The sequence below is a fragment of the Mucilaginibacter robiniae genome (assembly GCF_012849215.1).
GTDB classification, from domain to species: Bacteria; Bacteroidota; Bacteroidia; order Sphingobacteriales; family Sphingobacteriaceae; genus Mucilaginibacter; species Mucilaginibacter robiniae.
The window spans coordinates 1646713-1665289 of record NZ_CP051682.1 but is presented as its reverse complement, the minus strand read 5'-3'; the positions used below and the strand labels follow the sequence as shown (position 1 = coordinate 1665289).

The window sequence follows — 18577 nt, the reverse complement described above, 5'->3', positions numbered from 1 at the left end:
ACAATGGTTAGCAGAAAATAGCTTACGTTTAGATTTTTGTTATTTTAGTGGTAATTAAACCTCTCCATGATTGCATTCTGTATTATTTTATTCTTCGTACTGCTGATTGGCTACTTGCACTCCCAAAAAGATGAAGCATTAAAAAAAACGAATATTCAGGTACGTCCAAGTAATTCAACAACACCAGCTACTCCATCGCAACATCAGCCAAAAACGCAGGCAGATCCTGTTACCTTATCACTTGTAACAAAGCATTTCGGTAGAACTTGGCAACAATATCTAATAAGCCAGTCAGCTCAATTATCCTTAAGCAATCGTTACATTTATAATTTGGTAGCACTTAGTTATGAACGGCTGCAGCATGAAGAATTCTCAGCTTTAATAAAAGCATTCAGGTCGCCAACCAACGGCAGCGATGACTATAGTTTGTTACATGAAGGTATTCTTGGACTAGCGCAGGGTCGCCATTTTACGGAAAGCGAAGTGCTAAACCTCATTCGTGAACTTCCCAAACGTTATTATCATAAACATGTTTTGGAAGTGGTAACTCTACCCATGATTGATTCTACAGAATCTATATCTATTGAACGCCTAACAGTAAGCATAGAGCCAGAATCCAAAATTGAAGCATCCAGCATTTCTAACATGCCTTTAATAAAGAATGCAGAAAACTACAGGGCCGATTCTGTCCCTTTTGATCCGGTAACAGCCACTGCGAAGGTGAGCGAACTGATTGATACTGCAATGTCTCCTGATCAAATTGAGCAGGGACCTATAGATGTGCAGACTCCTATCACCAAAAACGGAATGCTTCCATTAGCAAAGGCACCTGAACCAGACATCATTGACATTGATACAACAGTAAAGCCAATTGTTTATACTGAAACTACAGTTGTACCTGTATGGTCACACCACTATGTTTATTCAGCCGATGAACTGCGTCAGGCAACCCCTGTACAGAAAGCATTCTACGAAAAGTACAAAGCAGAGTTCTATAATGGCCGTCATTTGGATCTGCAAGGGAATACGAACTATGGATTCATCTTATTCTTTGAATTATTGGATGATTATAGGCGGCACCAAAATCTTCAGTTGCTGGAGCGACGGTTACATGATCTGGAAATTAGCTGTCCAAGAACACGTCCTTATGCCAAAAGCAATCTAATACAATTGATGCGTGCGGCTGGAAATTATGATGATGCTACGAGAATTGAGAATGCACAAGCAAATCCTTGGCATTGGCGGGAAAGATATATCCGGGAACTGAATTTAAGCAAGGTTGATGCTCAACTCCTTAACAGTATCTGGATATCTGGTAATGCATTCGTGAATATAGAGTTTTGTGCCAAAGAATTAATCAGGCTTTATGTGGCAGCCATGAAGGTGCTAACAGAATCATTTAAGGAGCAGCAAATATCCAAGCACAACACTTTTCAATCTATCGGTGATCTTATTGCTCGCAAACAAAATCACTACCGTTTAGGCAGCCCTAATTATAAATACATTATCGAGCATAGCGAATCAACGCTTAACGAGTACATTTTACGTTATTGTGAAAGCGAGTTAAGGACTCATCTGGGGCATAATCGTAAAATGAATGTTAATGGTTATCTCGATCATTCCGAAGTTATTGCAGCTATCGGTGAAAAGATCATCGCACCTATTGCCGCCCGTATGCCCGAATTGTTGCAAGGCACCGCTGAGCCCAATGAAGCTGTGGAAGTTGCACTTAACGCAATAACACCAACCCGCTGGAAAAATCGTTTATCGTTAACTGCTGAACATTATACTCAAATTGGCTTGGAGAAGTTCAAAGGGGAAATTGATCGTCAGCTACGGTTAAATGTTCAGAATTCATCACTTGACATCATCTTTCAGGATGTTGTCAAGTTTTTAGCTCAGCACGACAAACCCAGCTCCTTACAATATTACCTGCGTTACAGTCATTACTGTTTCGGTATCAAAAATACGGATCCCAAACCCATGCCGAAGAACTTACAGAAGGTTTTGTTCAAAACGGAAATGGAAGTTCAACGTTTTGCGCAATTGATTACCAAAGTTAAAACAGGTGAAAAGCTGGCAGATCTACTCGCGCAGACGGCTGATTTCTATGCACCAGTCCGTAAGAAAATCACATTAAATACCTCGCTTATCAATCTGGCAGAACAGCAGTACACAGGGACAGTAGAACTGTTAAATGAATATTTGCAGGATGAGGAAACCCTATCTGTACCTGCTGTCTCTACACACGCGACTGAGCTGATGAACAGTTCGGTAAACTATGTTCTTGCCTTAACAGCAGGACAATCCGGGCTGATCGAGTTGTTTAAAGCGCATGATTTTACCTTAGAAGCCGCTTCTATCGATACCTATTGCCAGGACGTTGGACTGATGCGGTCACCCTTAGTCAACGACATCAATGAACATTGTTATGAATTGCTGGACGACTCTCTAATCGAGGAACAAGACCAACAGTATACTATTAATCCTTATTACTATCAACAACTCTTAGTTTCATGATACCCGGACTAAAACCCAAAGAAGCTACGGCTATTATTAACTCCCTATTAGGCGGTGTTGTTCCCAAGATTGGCGTGCAACATATTACTGTTGGCCGCTCTCCCGAGGTAGACGCCTTTATCCAGGCGCTGGAAGACGTTAAGCAGGGACACAGTATGGTCAAATTCTGGATTGGAGATTTCGGCTCCGGAAAGTCCTTTATGCTTCACCTGCTGAATACCGTAGCGCTGAAACAGAAATTTGTGGTAGCCAACGCGGACTTTACACCGGACAACCGCCTATATGCCAACGATGGTAAGGGTTTAGCACTTTATGCCGCTATCATGGATAACGTTGCTATTCAGACGAAGCCAGAGGGAGGTGCTTTGCCTGTGCTGCTGGAAAAGTGGATTGAACAAGTGTTACTGCAAACGGGCCAAAACCATCAAATACCCCTGACTAATATCCGTCAGCCACAGCATTTGCCACTCGTACAGCAAAGCTTAATGCAAACCATCAACGATATTACTGAAGTCGGCGGCTTTGATTTCGGATTAGTTGTGCTCAAATACTATGAAGGTTACATTTCAGGCGATGAGGGCTTAAAAAGAAATGCACTCAAATGGCTCAAAGGCGAATACCATACCAAAACAGAGGCACGGCAAGAGCTCGGCGTACGCGACATCATTCATGACCTGAACTACTATGACATGCTCAAAAACTGGTGCAAGTTATTTGTGCACATGGGCTATAGTGGCTTTATGATTAATCTTGATGAGGCCATCAACCTGTATAAGATCAGCACTGCCGTGATGCGGGAAAAGAATTATGAGAAAATCCTGAGTATTTATAATGATTGCTTTCAAGGTAAAGTCAATCACCTCTTTATTAATTTTGCAGGTACGCGGGAGGTGCTCGAGAATGAGCGGAGAGGCTTATTCAGTTATCATGCGCTTAAATCAAGGCTGGAGACGAATAAATTTGAGACCGCCGCGATTCGTGATTTTGCCCAACCTGTAATCCGTTTACTGCCGTTGGATAACAATGAAATCTTTGTGTTGCTAAAAAAGCTCAAAGAGATCTTTGACTTCAACTACAATGTAACGCTGGAGATTAGCGATGGGGACATTCAACAGTTCATGGAGGAGTTATTCAACAAGCCCGGGGCGGCGGAATTCTTAACCCCTCGCGAAGTCATACGCGACTTTCTAAATATTCTTAGCATTCTTCGTCAGAACCCCGGCTTGGACAAGCAGCATCTGTTCGGCGAATTGCAGGTTCGCGATGAACGCCCGCAGGATGCCTTTATGGCGGACATTGAGGAGTTGTAACCGTGTACGAACTATTATCTGAGCCCATTCGGAGGTATATCCGTGACAAACGCTGGGAGGCCCTGCGCCCGATTCAGGAAGCGGCCATCAAGTATATTCTATCTACAGAGAAAAACTACATCCTGGCTTCCCGAACAGCATCAGGTAAAACAGAGGCTGCCTTTTTACCTGTCTTGAGTAAAGTGAATTTTAGGGAAACCGGCGTGCGGGTGCTTTATATTTCGCCATTGATTGCACTCATTAATGATCAGTTCAAGCGGGTTGAAGAGCTATGTGCTTATCTGGATGTCCCGGTTACCAAGTGGCATGGCGAAGCCAACCGCACGCTAAAGGAAAAGTTAATTAAAAGTCCTTCCGGTGTAGTGCTCATTACTCCAGAATCGTTGGAGGCGATGTTCGTCAATGCTCCTCAGCACATCGCGCACTTATTTGGTAATCTAGAGTTCGTCATTATTGATGAAATCCATGCATTTGCAGGCACGGACCGCGGTTTGCAGTTACGTGCTATTCTGTCGAGGTTAAAGTTTGACATGAAGCGTCCGTTCCGCGTGGTAGGCCTTTCGGCAACTATTGGTGATTTCCAGCAGGTAAAACAATTAACTGCAGACATGGAAAATACAACGGTACTTCGGGATATAAGGGCTAAGGAAATGTCGGCCACTTTTAAATTCTTTGAAATGGATGGTGCCGACCTGCCGCAGGAATTGATTGATGATGTTTATATGGAAACGCGTCAGCAACAAGTGCTGGCCTTTCCGAACAGCAGAGGACGGGCCGAGGAACTGGCGGTTCGCTTGAAAAAGGTTGCCGACAGGCAAAATGGGCATCCTTATTATTTTTCACATCATAGCTCGGTAAACCGTGAACTCCGGGAATACATTGAGCACTTTGTTAAAGAGAACCGCCGTTATCCGTTCCTGATCGCCTGTACTTCTACCCTGGAATTGGGTATTGACATTGGATCAGTCGATAGGGTGTTGCAGATTGACGCGCCTCACTCCATTGCATCACTGGTGCAGCGTACAGGTCGTAGCGGCCGCACTGAAGGTGTGCAAAGCAATCTACTTTGCTACGCAACAGGGCCTTGGAGCTTACTGCAGTCGCTGGCTTGTTTACAGCTTTATCGTGAAGAATTTATCGAGCCGGCCGTTGATAGCCGCTTTGCCTATGATATTTTACTGCATCAACTCCTATCCACTATTAAGCAATTAGCAGGCTGCACACTGCCTGCTCTGATGCAAAGGCTAAAAGCCATAGAAGTATTTGACGATATCGATGAACAAACGCGGTTACAGATTATGCAGTTTCTTATTGATACGGATATGCTCGAGCGATTGGGCCAAGAGCTTATTATTGGTGTAGAAGGCGAAAGAGTAGTTAACTCTAAGGACTTTTATTCCGTGTTCAAGTCAGAGCCTAATTATAGAGTAGTGCATCAGGACAAGACCATTGGCGAAATTCCCCTACTATCGATCATTGCTGTTGACGAGAATATTCTTTTGGCTGCGAAAATATGGAAGGTTCTTGATATTGATCAAAAAGCAAAAAAAATCAGTGTTCAACCTACAAAAGACGGCCGCAAACCAAAATTCTTTGGGTCCGGAGGTGATCTTCATTCACGTGTACGGGAAAAGATGTTAGAATTATTACTACAGGAACAGACTGTAACGGAACTTGATGAAGCAGCCATGGAAGCACTTCGTCAATTACGCGATGATTTCAGCCATTACCAAATTGAGGACTTGCAATACGACAGGCCAGTGCTCATTAAAGATGGCTCAGTCACTTGGTATAGTTTCCAAGGGTCGAAAATAAATCGAACACTCCATTTTCTTTTTCGCTTGGTAGGTACCGAGATAGATTACGATGATTCCAGTAGTTCATTTGTTATCCGGGGAGGTTTAGCTGAATTAGAGCGGTTGATTAGCAAAGCAATTACTGAAGTTTCTAATATCGACGCACATTTAGCTACATGCCTGGGACAACAACCGGACTTGATCGATTTTTCTAAATGGGGTATATATCTCCCTTTTCCATTACGATGTACATTGCTTAAATTAAAGTATTATGATTTTACCAATGCACTTCAATTTTTAAAAAATCAGCGCCTGGTGACGTTGCAAAAGTAGACGTAAACAGGATGGATATGTTGATTTCACGCAAGATAAACAATTGTTATATTACATATACTAATTCTTCTTGATTCCATATTGTGTAAACCACCAGGTAAACTGAAAATAAAAAAGCACTTACAAAAAAATGTAAGTGCTTGATTTATAATGTGGGAGCAACAGGATTCGAACCTGTGACCCTCTGCTTGTAAGGCAGATGCTCTGAACCAGCTGAGCTATGCTCCCTTTGTTTTTGGTGTTGCAAAGATAAATACGTTTTTCACTTATTCAAAATATTTTTTCAAAAAAGTTTCAAGCCTCTGATTTTCTGAATAATAAAGTTTTTGCGATAGAGAAAGCTTCTATAAAACATCTACCTCTATTGTTTTGTTATTCATCTAAACGCAATAACATGACTGAAAACACAAATAATTCGGTTAATAGTAAACAGGAGTTTACTATTAACTATTCAGAACGCGAGTTGTCTTGCTGGGTAGAAAGAGAAGGCAACATTTTACATCTGCACATTGATAACAATATCAACGCTGATTTTGAAATTCAGTCTGATGACTCATTAAAGCAAATTTCGGGTCCGGAATTACCGCCATCAAACATTGATTATATACGTCGTCGGGTACTTACCGATAAAGTTTCTGATACTGGTAAAGGATCAGGTATCTAATTATAAGAGAGCCGCAAGTTACATTACCTGCGGCTCTCTTTATAATTATTATCCAAGTACTTCTTCTAACACCTCCTGCGAACGGATGTTGCCAAATCCTTCAACATGCAGGGCAAAGTACTCTAATAGTCGGGTAATTAAATATTTGCGTTCATCATGGCTGAGTTTGATGTCTCCTAGCTGTTCAAAGCCATAAGTTAGTAGTTGATGAAAGTTTTGCGTGTGTGGCGGCGATAAATACAAGCTGCTTTCGGGTTTATAGCGTACAAACACACCATTTCTCATGTCAAAATAATCGGCATCAGCACTTTGGCTAGCATCCGGGTAAAAACCTAAATAACGGGTAAGCCCCAATAAAAACAACAGGTGAAAGTTAGCTAAGCCTACTGTCAAGTTATCTAATAATTCAATTCCTCTAAAAATATATTCAAATAACTGCTCGTCGGCTGTTTGTTGCTTGATGGCTTTGTATAAAATTTCATTCAAAAAAAGAGCAATGCTGCTTTTTACTATATCGTATGGAAGGTGTTGTAATAATGGTGCATTTTTTAATTCACTTATGCGCTGTACGGCACCAGTATTCTTGTAGTAAACTATTAAATCTAATAAAGCTAACGGCTGCAACATACTACGGCTTATTTTAGCCTTAGGACGTTTTACTCCGTTAATAATGTATGATTGCAAGCCGAACTTTTCAGTGAAAATCTGCACAACAACGCTGGTTTCACCATAATCGGTTACTTTAAAAACAATGCCTCGTGTTTTGTGCAACATAGTACAATAGTTGTTTAGTTGTAGAAATTAAGGTTGTTAAAAAATCATGCAAAATAATTTACTTTACATCATACATCATTAATGTAAACAAGGTTTTATAATCGATTGTTATTTGTAACTTATGGATTTAAAATTAACTAATAAAGTAGCTATAGTATTAGCTGCCAGCAAAGGTTTAGGCAAAGCTGTTGCAACCACGCTGGCTACCGAAAGGGCTATTGTGATTATAGCATCGCGCACAGAAGATGATTTGAATAAGGCAGCCGAAGAAATTCGACAAGCTGCACCAGAAGCACAAGTAATCGCTATACCGACAGATGTATCTAAAGCTAGTGATGCTGAAAATCTGATTCGGAAAACAGCAGAGCAATTTGGCCGAATAGATATTCTGGTTAATAATGCCGGTGGACCGCCATTTGATCAGTTTGAAAAGTTTGATGACGAGCAATGGCAAAAAGCTTTTGATCTGAACTTAATGAGCGTTGCCCGTTTGAGCCGTTTGGCTTTGCCGCATATGAAAAAAATAGGTAGCGGTCGTATTATCAATATTGTGAGCGGATCTACCAAATCGGTACTGGCAAACTCCGTGCTCTCAACCAGTATGCGGTTAGGCGTAGTAGGCATGTCAAAATTAATGGCTGATGAATTTGGCGCTTATAATATTACCGTGAATAACGTAGGACCAGGTACTATTTTAACCGACCGGGTAAAACATACGTTGCCACCGGGGCAGGATCCTGATGAAGCGTTGAAAGAACGTGCTGAAAAAATACCATTAAAACGTATAGGGCAACCTCATGAACTGGCAGCATTAGTAGCGTTCCTGGCATCTGAACAAGCTTCGTATATTACAGGTACTACGATACAGGTAGATGGCGGGGCCAGCCGGAGCATTTATTAAGCTGTTTAATTCAGGATAGTTTCTCCCAAATAGCTATTACAAGAAAAAGCTTTGATGTAATTGTATCAAACAAGCACATTAAGGCTTTTTACATAGAGCTAATATTTTACCCCTCTTCCCTAATGATTTTAAAGAAACCATCCCGGTAGGTTTCTCCTATAGGAATAGCCTGATCTTGTATATAAACCATGTTGCCATCTACCATGCGTAGTTTATCTACCGAAATGATATATGATTTATGTATGCGGTAAAAAGGAGGTTGGGGTAATTGCGTTTCTAAATCTCGCAGGGTTTGGTAGGTAACTATGCGTTGCTGCGGTGTAAATACCGAAACATAGTTTTTCAAACCTTCAATGTATAAAATATCACTGTAGTCCACTTTCAAAAACTTGTTTTTGCTTTCTCCTTTTAAAAAAACATAATCTGAGGGTGCAGGTGTTTCAATGCCGAGCGAAGGCGTTGGTGCAGGCGGAAGTGGGGGTGCAGCCAACGTTGGAGCTAAATAGTTGAGCGCCTTTTGTGCAGCTTTTAAAAAGCGATCAAAGGCAATAGGCTTTAATAAATAGTCAATTACATCATGTTCATAGCCTTCTAATGCATATTCAGGATAAGCTGTGGTTAGGATAACTTTACACTTGTTGCCGCAGAGTTTTAGAAATTGCAAGCCAGTCAGGTCAGGCATTTGTATATCTAAAAATACCAAGTCAATTTCACCTTGTTGTACACGGGTTAAAGCATCAATAGCGCTGGTGGTAGTACCCGTCAGTTCCAGAAAAGGTATTTTGTTGATGTAATCAGCAATGATTTTAACTGCATAGGCTTCATCATCAACTGCAAGGCAACGTATCATGGTTTAAATATAAAAGTTTTGTTCTGGTCAATGTTGTAATTCAAAGTTCAATATTCAATGTAGCCTTGTAGGTCTGTCCGTTTTCGGCAATAAGCAATTCATGTTTGCCGGGGTAAATCAATTCCATACGGCGGCGAATATTCGGCAGGCCAATACCTGTAGAGTGATCTTTTTGATTGCGGTTAATTTGGTTACTTACGGTAAACATTAAGCGATTACTGATTAGTTTTAGGCGTATGCGGATAGGTCTGTTAGGATCATTAACCACACCATGCTTAAACGCATTTTCCACAAATGGCACCAGAATTAATGAGGCAATGCGCTTGCCTGCAATGTCGCCTTCTACCACAAAATCTACAAAAAAGGCATCTTCAAAACGCATCTGAAAAACGCTGATATAGTTTTCAATATAGTTAACCTCTTTTTGCAAGTCAACTGTGCCATCCGCGCTCTCGGTAAGCATGTAGCGCATTAAGTTCGATAGTTTAATAACAGCATCAGCCAGCTTTTCTGAAACCGGATAAGCCAGCGAATAAATGTAATTAAGCGTATTGTATAAAAAATGCGGGTTGATCTGTGTTTTCAAAAAGGCCAGTTCAGCCTGTATCTTTTCTTCACGCAACGATTTGTTTTCTTGTTCTTTACGCAAGGCATGAAAGCTGCTGTAAACCGCTAAGCTTAACACCAAAGCTGATGTACCAAAATATAAATTATCAACAATGTAACCGATGGGTGTGGTATTGAAGTAATTATGGAGATGAAAAACGTGGAAGATAATTACTTCTTCCAGCAAATACCGAACAGCGGTAAAAAAGGCAATGCTGAGTAATAAGCCAGCAACAAGCTGCGGCAGCTTTCTACCGGCCAGGTATTTAGGATATATCCATAAATATAGTAAATAGAATTGCAATATCTTAACAATCTGAAAGCTGAAAGTGAATAACTCGTGTACAAACGAGGTGGGTTCAATAATATAGCCAATACCAATGTAAGCTAAGTACACAATCCAGCCGATAATATGATAGTAGATTTCTTTCTTTCTCATGATGGATAAAAGTAAAGTAAAACCACTATCGGCTTTAAAAATTTATCTCAATCCCTTGTTTTTTGATGTGAACACTGAATATCCAGACAAATACCAGGTTTAACCCCAGCTTTTAGGCTTCGGATAATATTATGAGGCGTTGGTATTATAATATTTCAGTCGTGTTCGTGCTGCTGCACCTTTGAATCATCAACAAAAACACGTCATGAAATCTTTAATCAGCCACTTATTACTATTGTTTATTTGCAGTGCCACAATCGCCCAAACTCGTATCATCAGCGGTAAGGTAATTGATGCCAGCCAGCAGCCATTAACTGGGGCTACAGTAACATTGCTTCATTTGCCTGATTCTGTTACAACTGCCGCCAAAATGGCCGATGCAGAAGGTAAATATACTTTCAGTAATATCAAGGATGGAAAATATATTGTTAAAGCCAGTATGGTAAGTTTTGGCAGTGCTTATACTGCAGCTTTCCAATACAAAGGTGAGGCATTTATAGTTCCTACTTTAACTCTAGCAGATAAAGGACGCAACTTAAAAGAGGTAACAGTCACTTCTACCGTTCCGCAGCTACAGCAAAAAAGTGACCGGTTGGTGGTGAATGTAGAAAAGCTAAACACTACTGGCGATAACGCGCTGGATGTGTTGAAAAAAGCACCCGGTATTCGGCTGGATAAAGATGACAATATTTTGTACCGCAACAATGCCGGTGTGGTGGTCATGATTGATGGCCGCCGTACGTACATGAGCAGTACTGAGCTGAGTAATTATTTGAAGTCGATGCCTGGTAATACGATCAGCAAAGTAGAACTAATCCCTAACCCACCAGGCAACTATGATGCAGAAGGTACTGCCGGCATGATAAACATTATTTTAAAGCATAATACTTTGCAAGGCTACAGTGGTACGGCTAATATAAATGCCAGTTATGGCAAGTATGGCAAAGTTTATGGCGGTATTAATCTTAATTATAACACAGGCAAGTTCAGTACTTATGCACGGGTAAATACAGGTTATTATGATTCTTATAATAAGATGACCTTGAGCCGTCAGATTGGAAGCGAAGTTTATAACCAATACAATTATTGGCATCCTAAAACAACCTCAACCAGCTATACTATCGGGACTGATTTTTACGCCAGCAAACGCAGTACCTTTGGTGTAATGCTGAAAGGATATAATAATCCTACTCATGCAGATGTAACCAGCCAATCAGAAAGCTACAATAGTGCAGGTCAGCAAATTGGCAGTGTAACAGGTGTTAGCCCGCAAACATCAAATGTGGGCACTTATAACTTAAACTTGAATTACAGCTTTGCTATTGATACTATTGGTCAGAAACTAAATATGGATGCTGATTATGTGTACAGCAATTCTACAGCAGGCCAATATTATACCAACTCGTATTACAATGGTGCCGGTATATTAGCGGGTGCTCCGGTACAGCTCAGAAATAGTTCGCCGGTAAACTATAACATCAAAGCCATTAAAGCTGACTACGTGCTGCCTTTAGCTAACCAATGGCAGTTTGAAGCAGGCTTAAAAAGTAGTTGGGTAGGTACCCACAGCAATGTGGTGTTTGATTCATTGAAAACTGTAGGGTATGTAACTGACCCTAAACGCAGCAATGATTTTAAATATGATGAAAACATTAATGCCGCTTATGTAACCTTCAGCAAACCTTTTGGCAAACAATGGGATATAAAAGCCAGTTTGCGTGCCGAGCAAACTATATCTACCGCCAACTCACTCACCCGAAATGAAATTGTAAAACGTAACTATTGGCAGCTATTTCCTAGTGCTTTTGTTACTTATAAAATAAATGCCAACAATCAGCTTAATGCCTCATTTAGTCGCCGTATCAGCAGGCCTAATTACAATTCATTAAACTCAGCCATCCGCTATACCGATGCATATACGGCTATACAGGGCAATCCTTACTTGCAGCCATCTATTTCTGAATCTTATGTATTTAATTACACTTACAAAAGCTTTCAGGTATTAAGCTTAAGTTATTTGAAAGTACACGATGATGTAAGCAATGTTATCAATCAGAATGACCAAACTAAGGAAAGTATTACAACTTATCAAAACTTAGGTTCAACCCAAACGCTAAGCGCTACATCAGCTGGCAGCTTCAACATTGTTAAATGGTGGAATGTAAATCCCGAAGTGGATGCTGCATATAACCGGGTAAATACACAGGTACAAGGTGTGCCATACGTAAGCCGCAGGTTTTCTTGGTCTGGCAATGTGGATCAAAACTTCTTTTTGCCTCAAAACTTCAAAGTAACCTTGTCTGCACAATACTACTCACCATCTATTTCAGGCTTATCTCGTACCTTATCAGGCTCGCAGATTGATGCCGGCGTAAGCAAAACTTTAATGGACAAACGCATGACCTTAAGCTTTAAAGTACGCGATATATTTTTCGGTAACCGTTACCGCAGTGTCCTACAGTACAATAATGTGAATACCCGCTGGAATAATGAGTGGGAAAGTCGTCGGTTCACTCTAGGCCTAACTTATAATTTTGGTAACACTAAACTGAAAGCAGCGCGTAATCGTCAAGGTGGCAGCACTGCTGAGCAAGGGCGTATGTAAATAGGGGCTTAAATTAGTATTCATATCCAATATCAACTTTATAAATTAATCATGAAAAAGAAACTTAGTGTTCTGATAGCAGTTGCCAGTTTTCCGTTGATACTGTTTGCTCAAAAACCTTTATCGGGTGCCGATAGTGCACGTAAAGTTATAGACACCATCATCAACTATGCTCGTGCTAAATCAATTTACAGAAACCATGTTAACTGGACTGCACTTACAGATTCGATAAATAAGCACAGTGCTCATGTCCAATCAGTGCAGCAGGTAATGCCTTCTGTAAGCCTGATTTATGAACTATTAGGCGATTACCACGGATTTGTTAGTTATAACCGGAAAATTTATAAATGGCGGCCTAAAAAGGCCGTTGTAGATACTGTAAAATACAAAAGCCTACTAGCTAAAATGAAGCAAAAGCCCGCTGTTGAAGCACGTATGCTTGAAGAGGGCTATGGCTATTTACTTATCCCGACCAATAATCCTACACAATACGGAGAAGATGACCGATTGGCCCAACAAATTCAAGATTCACTAACTACTCTACATCCTGAGAAATTGAAAGGCTTGGTAATTGATTTACGTACTAACCCAGGCGGTGACATGTACCCCATGATTTTAGGCGTTGGTAACCTGTTAGGAAATGGAAAGCTAGGCTCATTTGTTGATCCTGTTTCGCACAAGCAGGAAGTTTGGGGTATAAAAGGCAAAGCTATCTATACTGGAACAGATACCGTTTGCCGCCTAAATAAATTGGGTACTGCAGCTACCAAGCTTAAGGTGGTGGTACTGATAGGTCCAAATACAGCCAGCTCCGCTGAAGCAACAGTCATAAGTTTCATGGGTCGGAAAAATACCTGGTTTGTTGGCGAAAAAACAGGTGGATATACCACAGCTAATCAGTCGTTCCGGGTTTGGGATTTAAATGTTTTTATGGCAACTGGCGTTGAAGCCGACCGAAATGGTAAAGTGTATCTTGACTATGTATTGCCTAATCAATTTATTATAGCTGGAGATGATTTTAATAATTTGAATAAAGACGCCAAAGTTATAGCAGCTTTAGCTTGGTTGCATCATCAATGATAAACCGAGCATGGTCTAACCAGTAGTAGTTACGAATGTAGTTAGCTGATACTGGTTTCTTATAACCTCAAACTAAATGTTTATAGCTATAGAATGTCATGTTAGTTTAACTTAAGTTTTACCTAATCCGGCTAAATTATTACCTTAAAAATCCGTATTTTTGTGCCTCAAATTTTTTTGGAACAGATTGATGTACAAGGAATATAAGCAGTTAAATTTATCGCAAACAGGCAAAGATGTATTGGAGTTTTGGAAGCAGAACAACATCTTTGAAAAAAGCATTAGCAGCCGTCCGGCCAGCAATCCTTATACTTTTTATGAAGGTCCGCCATCGGCCAATGGTATGCCGGGCATTCACCATGTAATGGCCCGTTCTATTAAAGATATTTTCTGTCGTTACAAAACTCTAAAAGGTTTTCAGGTAAAACGTAAAGGTGGCTGGGATACGCACGGCTTGCCTATTGAGCTGGCTGTTGAAAAATCATTAGGTATTACCAAAGACGATATCGGTAAAAAAATATCGATTGAGGATTACAATGCAGCCTGCCGTAAAGAAGTAATGCGTTATACCGACATCTGGAATGACCTGACCGAAAAAATGGGCTATTGGGTTGACCTAGAAAATCCTTACGTTACTTACGAAAACGAATATATTGAAACGCTGTGGTGGATACTGAAAGAACTGTACAGTAAAGATCTATTGTACAAAGGTTACACCGTACAGCCTTATTCGCCTAAAGCAGGTACTGGCCTGAGCTCGCATGAGTTGAACCAGCCGGGTACTTACCGTATGGTGAAAGATACTTCTATTGTAGGGCAGTTTCACTTGAAAGCCGAACAGCAGCACCCGTTGATACCCGTATTGTTTGAAGAAGCTGGTGAAGATACTTGCATGCTGGCCTGGACTACTACGCCTTGGACCTTACCTTCTAACTGTGCGTTAGCGGTAGGGGATGATGTGGTTTATGTAAAAGTAAAAACCTTTAATCCGTACACTTACCTGCCGGTAAGTGTTGTGCTGGCTAAAGATTTGGTTAGCCGCTATTTTAAAGCTGAAGGGCAGAACGCATCGTTTGAAGAGTATAAAGGCGGTGATAAAATCATCCCTTGGCAAATTAAAGCTGAATTTAAAGGGGCTGATTTGGTTGGTTTGCGCTACCATCAGTTGATGCCTTACGTAATGAATGATGATTTGCGCCAAAATGCCTTCCGCGTAATTGCCGGCGATTTTGTAACCACAGATGATGGTACTGGTATCGTGCATACGGCTTCAGTTTTCGGTGCAGACGACTTCCGGGTAGCTCGTGAAAATGGCGTACCTGCGGTAATGGTGCTGGATGAAGCTGGTAAAGAAGTACCGCTGGTAGATAAGCAAGGTAAGTTTGTGGCCGAAGTAACCGACTTTGCGGGTAAGTATGTAAAAGAGGAATATTATACTGATGAAGAACGCGCACAGCCTGATTTCAAACCTACAGATGTACTCATCTCCATTAAGCTGAAAGAAGAGAACAAAGCGTTTAACGTTCAAAAATATGAACACAGTTACCCACATTGCTGGCGTACAGATAAACCGGTATTATACTATCCGCTGGATAGCTGGTTTATCCGCACTACAGCAGTAAAAGAAAAGCTAGTAGCCCTAAATAAAACCATCAACTGGAAACCTGAATCAACGGGTACAGGTCGCTTTGGTAACTGGCTGGAAAATTTGGTGGATTGGAACTTGTCGCGTTCACGTTATTGGGGTACACCGTTGCCGATCTGGCGTGAGGAAGATGGTACAGAAGAAAAATGTATTGGTTCAATTGCTGAACTAAAAGCCGAAATACAAAAATCTATAGCAGCAGGCTTCTTGCCGGCTGATTTCGATATTGCCGATTTGCACCGCCCTTATGTAGATAACGTGGTGCTGGTATCAGCTAATGGCAAAAAGATGCTTCGTGAACCAGATTTGATTGACGTTTGGTTTGATTCAGGCGCTATGCCTTATGCACAATGGCATTTCCCATTCGAAAACCAGGAGCAATTTGCAGATGCCTATCCGGCTGATTTCATTGCCGAAGGCGTAGATCAAACTCGTGGCTGGTTCTTTACCCTGCATGCTATTGCGGTAATGCTGAGTGAAACCAGCGAACAAATCAAGCAGGTAAATGAAAAGAACGGTAATCCAGGTGTCGCGTTCAAAAACGTAATCTCAAACGGTTTGGTATTGGATAAAAACGGCAATAAAATGTCGAAACGTTTAGGCAATGCTGTTGATCCATTTGCTACCATTGAACAATATAGTGCTGATGCTACCCGCTGGTACATGATTAGTAATGCTTCACCTTGGGATAATCTGAAATTTAACATTGAAGGCTTGGATGAAGTGCGTCGCAAATTTTTCGGTACGTTATACAATACCTATTCTTTCTTTGCCTTGTATGCTAATATCGATCGGTTTAACTATAACGAGCCGGATATTGAACTAAGTCAGCGCCCTGAAATTGACCGTTGGGTATTATCATTATTGAATACCTTAACTCAAGAGGTAGATGGTCATTTTGCCGATTTCGAGCCGACTAAAGCGGCTCGTGCTATTCAGGATTTTGTGGATGAGCACCTGAGCAACTGGTACGTGCGCCTGAGCCGTCGCCGTTTCTGGAAATCAGATAACTCGGCAGATAAAACTTCGGCTTACCAAACACTATATACCTGCTTAATTACTATAGCTAAGTTAATGTCGCCTATTGCGCCATTCTTTGCCGAACGTTTGTACAATGATTTGAATACCACCACAGGTAAGGAAAACTGCGAATCGGTGCACTTGGCTGATTTCCCGGTTTATCATACCGAGTTGGTAGATAAAGCCTTGGAAGCGCGTATGCAACTGGCACAGGATATATCATCCTTATCTCTATCATTGCGTAAAAAGGTAGGCATTAACGTGCGCCAGCCATTGAGCAAAATATTGCTGCCAATACTGGATAAGGATTTTGAACAACAGGTAGAACAGGTAAAAGAACTGATTTTATCAGAAACCAACATTAAGGGTATAGAGTACATTACCGATACGGCTGGCTTTATAAAACGTAAAATCAAACCTAATTTTAAGGCACTGGGCCAAAAAGTAGGTAAAGACATGAAAGCTGTTGCTGCTGCCATAACCGAACTTAGTCAGGATGAGATTGCCAAACTGGAGATTGAGGGTAGTATAGTACTTCCGACAACCGGACACACTGTACTTTCTACTGAGGTGGAAATTATGGCTGAGGATGTTCCGGGATGGCAAGTCGCTAACTTAGGCAAACTAACTGTCGCTTTAGATGTTACCGTTACCGACGAACTTAAACAGGAAGGCATATCGCGCGAGTTAATCAACCGCATTCAGAACCTGCGTAAAGCGAGTAATTTTGAAGTTACTGACAAGATAAATGTACGCCTAACAGACCACCCACTAATCAGTGAGGCTGTAAAAAACAATTTATCCTATATTTGCGCCGAAATTTTAGCTGCTGACATTCAGTTGGATGCCACTTTAATGGAAGGTGAGAAAACGGTAATTGATGAAACTGAAATAATCATCTTAATAAGAAAAATATAATGAGCACTACTCCAAACGAAAAAACCAGATATTCTGATGCAGAGTTGCAAGAATTTAAAGAAATTATTCTGGATAAAATACGTGTAGCACGTGAAGAATTAAATTCATTGGCTTCCTCATTAAGCAATCCTAACCTGAATGGTACTGATGATACTGCAGGTACTTATAAAACGCTGGAAGATGGCTCAGCTACGCTGGAAAAAGAACAAATTAATCAGTTAGCTGCCCGTCAGAAAAAGTTTATTGAGCAACTTGAAGCTGCTTTAGTACGTATAGAAAACAAAACTTATGGTGTATGCCGTGTAACTGGTAAGCTGATACAGAAAGAGCGTCTGCGTGCCGTACCTCATACTACCATGAGTATGGAAGCTAAACTGAAGCAGTAAGCATGAAACCATCGTACGTTAAGCCTTTCTTGATAGCCGCGCTGATTATACTGGCCGACCAGATTATTAAAACCTGGGTACGCACACATATGTACCAAGGGCAGGAAATTCATTTTCTGGGCAATAGGGGGATGCTGTTGTACACTGAAAACAACGGTATGGCTTTTGGCTGGGAATTGGGCGGGGTAGCTGGTAAACTGGCTTTATCCTTGTTCAGGATAGGTGCGGTAATTGGTATTGGCTACGCGCTGGTTCACCTTATTCGGTATAAATATCATCGTGGGTTGATTATGAACGTTGCACTGATATTTGCCGGAGCATTGGGAAATATTATTGATTCTGCTTTTTACGGTTTAATATACCAGAATAAAGGCTTGTTTGAAGGCCGGGTAGTAGATATGTTTTACTTCCCTATCATTCAAGGCCATTTCCCAATGTGGTTCCCGGTTTGGAAAGGCGAGGAGTTTATCTTTTTCAGACCGATATTTAACCTGGCCGATTCTGCTATATCTATCGGTGTAATCATGATTTTGATTTATCAGAACCGCTATTTCAAGAAGCAGGAATTGGAAGTGAGCAGTCCGCATAGTGAAATAGTAGAGGAATAACTAAACGCTTAGATATTAAAACACAAGAGGCCGTCTCATAAGTCAAATATGAGGCGGTTTTTTATTTAGTTATGATTTTTGGTTGGAAGGTTGAGTGAAAGATGTCAGCAGCCGTTTAAGAA

13 protein-coding genes and 1 tRNA gene are annotated in these 18577 nt (G+C 40.9%); 10 read left to right on the top strand and 4 right to left on the bottom strand.

The genetic code is table 11. The features are described from left to right. The first annotated feature begins 66 nt into the window (after positions 1-66). The 3 genes from HH214_RS07390 to HH214_RS07380 are packed head-to-tail and all read left to right on the top strand — an operon-like array spanning position 67 to position 5959. Positions 67-2520 carry a tellurite resistance TerB C-terminal domain-containing protein gene (locus HH214_RS07390; RefSeq protein WP_169606713.1) on the top strand — a complete coding sequence of 818 codons (2454 nt, stop codon included), beginning with the start codon at positions 67-69 and terminating at the stop codon, positions 2518-2520. Then, entirely contained in the window at positions 2517-3830 is a 1314-nt protein-coding gene (locus HH214_RS07385) for an ATP-binding protein (protein ID WP_169606712.1), read from the top strand. The genes HH214_RS07390 and HH214_RS07385 overlap by 4 nt, the downstream gene beginning before the upstream one ends. Positions 3831-3832: 2 nt before the next feature. Next, positions 3833-5959 carry a DEAD/DEAH box helicase gene (locus HH214_RS07380; protein ID WP_169606711.1) on the top strand — a complete coding sequence of 709 codons (2127 nt, stop codon included), beginning with the start codon at positions 3833-3835 and terminating at the stop codon, positions 5957-5959. 153 nt (positions 5960-6112) lie between these two features. Here HH214_RS07380 and HH214_RS07375 read toward each other — a convergent pair. Then, positions 6113-6187, bottom strand: a tRNA-Val gene (locus HH214_RS07375). 166 nt (positions 6188-6353) lie between these two features. Between HH214_RS07375 and HH214_RS07370 the strand changes: the two genes are divergently transcribed. Beyond that, complete coding sequence (locus tag HH214_RS07370) at positions 6354-6623, top strand: hypothetical protein (protein ID WP_169606710.1); 270 nt, start codon at positions 6354-6356, stop codon at positions 6621-6623. Between the two features lie 48 nt (positions 6624-6671). On the opposite strand, the gene recO is transcribed toward HH214_RS07370, so the two are convergent. Beyond that, a complete protein-coding gene (recO, locus tag HH214_RS07365) occupies positions 6672-7397 on the bottom strand; it encodes a DNA repair protein RecO (RefSeq protein ID WP_169606709.1) in 726 nt (241 codons plus the stop codon). Between the two features lie 121 nt (positions 7398-7518). On the opposite strand from recO, the gene HH214_RS07360 reads away from it, so the two are divergent. Then, positions 7519-8298: an SDR family oxidoreductase gene (locus HH214_RS07360; RefSeq protein WP_169606708.1), complete on the top strand. Its 780-nt coding sequence runs from the start codon at positions 7519-7521 to the stop codon at positions 8296-8298. 106 nt (positions 8299-8404) lie between these two features. Here the strand turns inward: HH214_RS07360 and HH214_RS07355 are convergent, their stop codons facing one another. Then, the gene (locus tag HH214_RS07355) at positions 8405-9148 is read right to left on the bottom strand and encodes a LytR/AlgR family response regulator transcription factor (RefSeq protein ID WP_169606707.1); all 744 of its coding nucleotides are present in this window, start codon (positions 9146-9148) and stop codon (positions 8405-8407) included. A gap of 40 nt (positions 9149-9188) precedes the next feature. Beyond that, entirely contained in the window at positions 9189-10193 is a 1005-nt protein-coding gene (locus HH214_RS07350) for a sensor histidine kinase (protein WP_169606706.1), read from the bottom strand. 205 nt (positions 10194-10398) lie between these two features. Here HH214_RS07350 and HH214_RS07345 point away from each other — a divergent pair, with 205 nt between their 5' ends. From HH214_RS07345 to HH214_RS07325, 5 genes are all read left to right on the top strand, one after another. Further along, positions 10399-12798 carry an outer membrane beta-barrel family protein gene (locus tag HH214_RS07345; protein WP_169606705.1) on the top strand — a complete coding sequence of 800 codons (2400 nt, stop codon included), beginning with the start codon at positions 10399-10401 and terminating at the stop codon, positions 12796-12798. Positions 12799-12849: 51 nt separating this feature from the next. Next, complete coding sequence (locus HH214_RS07340) at positions 12850-13878, top strand: S41 family peptidase (RefSeq protein ID WP_169606704.1); 1029 nt, start codon at positions 12850-12852, stop codon at positions 13876-13878. Between the two features lie 190 nt (positions 13879-14068). Then, on the top strand, positions 14069-17461 hold the full coding sequence (ileS, locus tag HH214_RS07335; protein ID WP_169606703.1) for an isoleucine--tRNA ligase: 3393 nt from the start codon (positions 14069-14071) through the stop codon (positions 17459-17461). Next, the gene (locus HH214_RS07330) at positions 17461-17847 is read left to right on the top strand and encodes a TraR/DksA family transcriptional regulator (RefSeq protein WP_169606702.1); all 387 of its coding nucleotides are present in this window, start codon (positions 17461-17463) and stop codon (positions 17845-17847) included. Before ileS ends, HH214_RS07330 begins: the two co-directional genes overlap by 1 nt. A 2-nt stretch (positions 17848-17849) precedes the next feature. After that, positions 17850-18455, top strand: coding sequence for a lipoprotein signal peptidase (locus tag HH214_RS07325; protein ID WP_169606701.1), 606 nt, complete (start codon positions 17850-17852; stop codon positions 18453-18455). The last annotated feature ends 122 nt before the right edge of the window (positions 18456-18577 follow it).

Bases quoted from the DNA above. Each gene is read 5' to 3' on its own strand.
- HH214_RS07350 (WP_169606706.1), bottom strand. From the start codon at position 10,193: ATGAGAAAGAAAGAAATCTACTATCATATTATCGGCTGGATTGTGTAC.
- HH214_RS07385 (WP_169606712.1), top strand. From the start codon at position 2,517: ATGATACCCGGACTAAAACCCAAAGAAGCTACGGCTATTATTAACTCC.
- HH214_RS07370 (WP_169606710.1), top strand. From the start codon at position 6,354: ATGACTGAAAACACAAATAATTCGGTTAATAGTAAACAGGAGTTTACT.
- HH214_RS07330 (WP_169606702.1), top strand. From the start codon at position 17,461: ATGAGCACTACTCCAAACGAAAAAACCAGATATTCTGATGCAGAGTTG.
- recO (WP_169606709.1), bottom strand. From the start codon at position 7,397: ATGTTGCACAAAACACGAGGCATTGTTTTTAAAGTAACCGATTATGGT.
- ileS (WP_169606703.1), top strand. From the start codon at position 14,069: ATGTACAAGGAATATAAGCAGTTAAATTTATCGCAAACAGGCAAAGAT.
- HH214_RS07345 (WP_169606705.1), top strand. From the start codon at position 10,399: ATGAAATCTTTAATCAGCCACTTATTACTATTGTTTATTTGCAGTGCC.
- HH214_RS07325 (WP_169606701.1), top strand. From the start codon at position 17,850: ATGAAACCATCGTACGTTAAGCCTTTCTTGATAGCCGCGCTGATTATA.
- HH214_RS07355 (WP_169606707.1), bottom strand. From the start codon at position 9,148: ATGATACGTTGCCTTGCAGTTGATGATGAAGCCTATGCAGTTAAAATC.
- HH214_RS07390 (WP_169606713.1), top strand. From the start codon at position 67: ATGATTGCATTCTGTATTATTTTATTCTTCGTACTGCTGATTGGCTAC.
- HH214_RS07340 (WP_169606704.1), top strand. From the start codon at position 12,850: ATGAAAAAGAAACTTAGTGTTCTGATAGCAGTTGCCAGTTTTCCGTTG.
- HH214_RS07360 (WP_169606708.1), top strand. From the start codon at position 7,519: ATGGATTTAAAATTAACTAATAAAGTAGCTATAGTATTAGCTGCCAGC.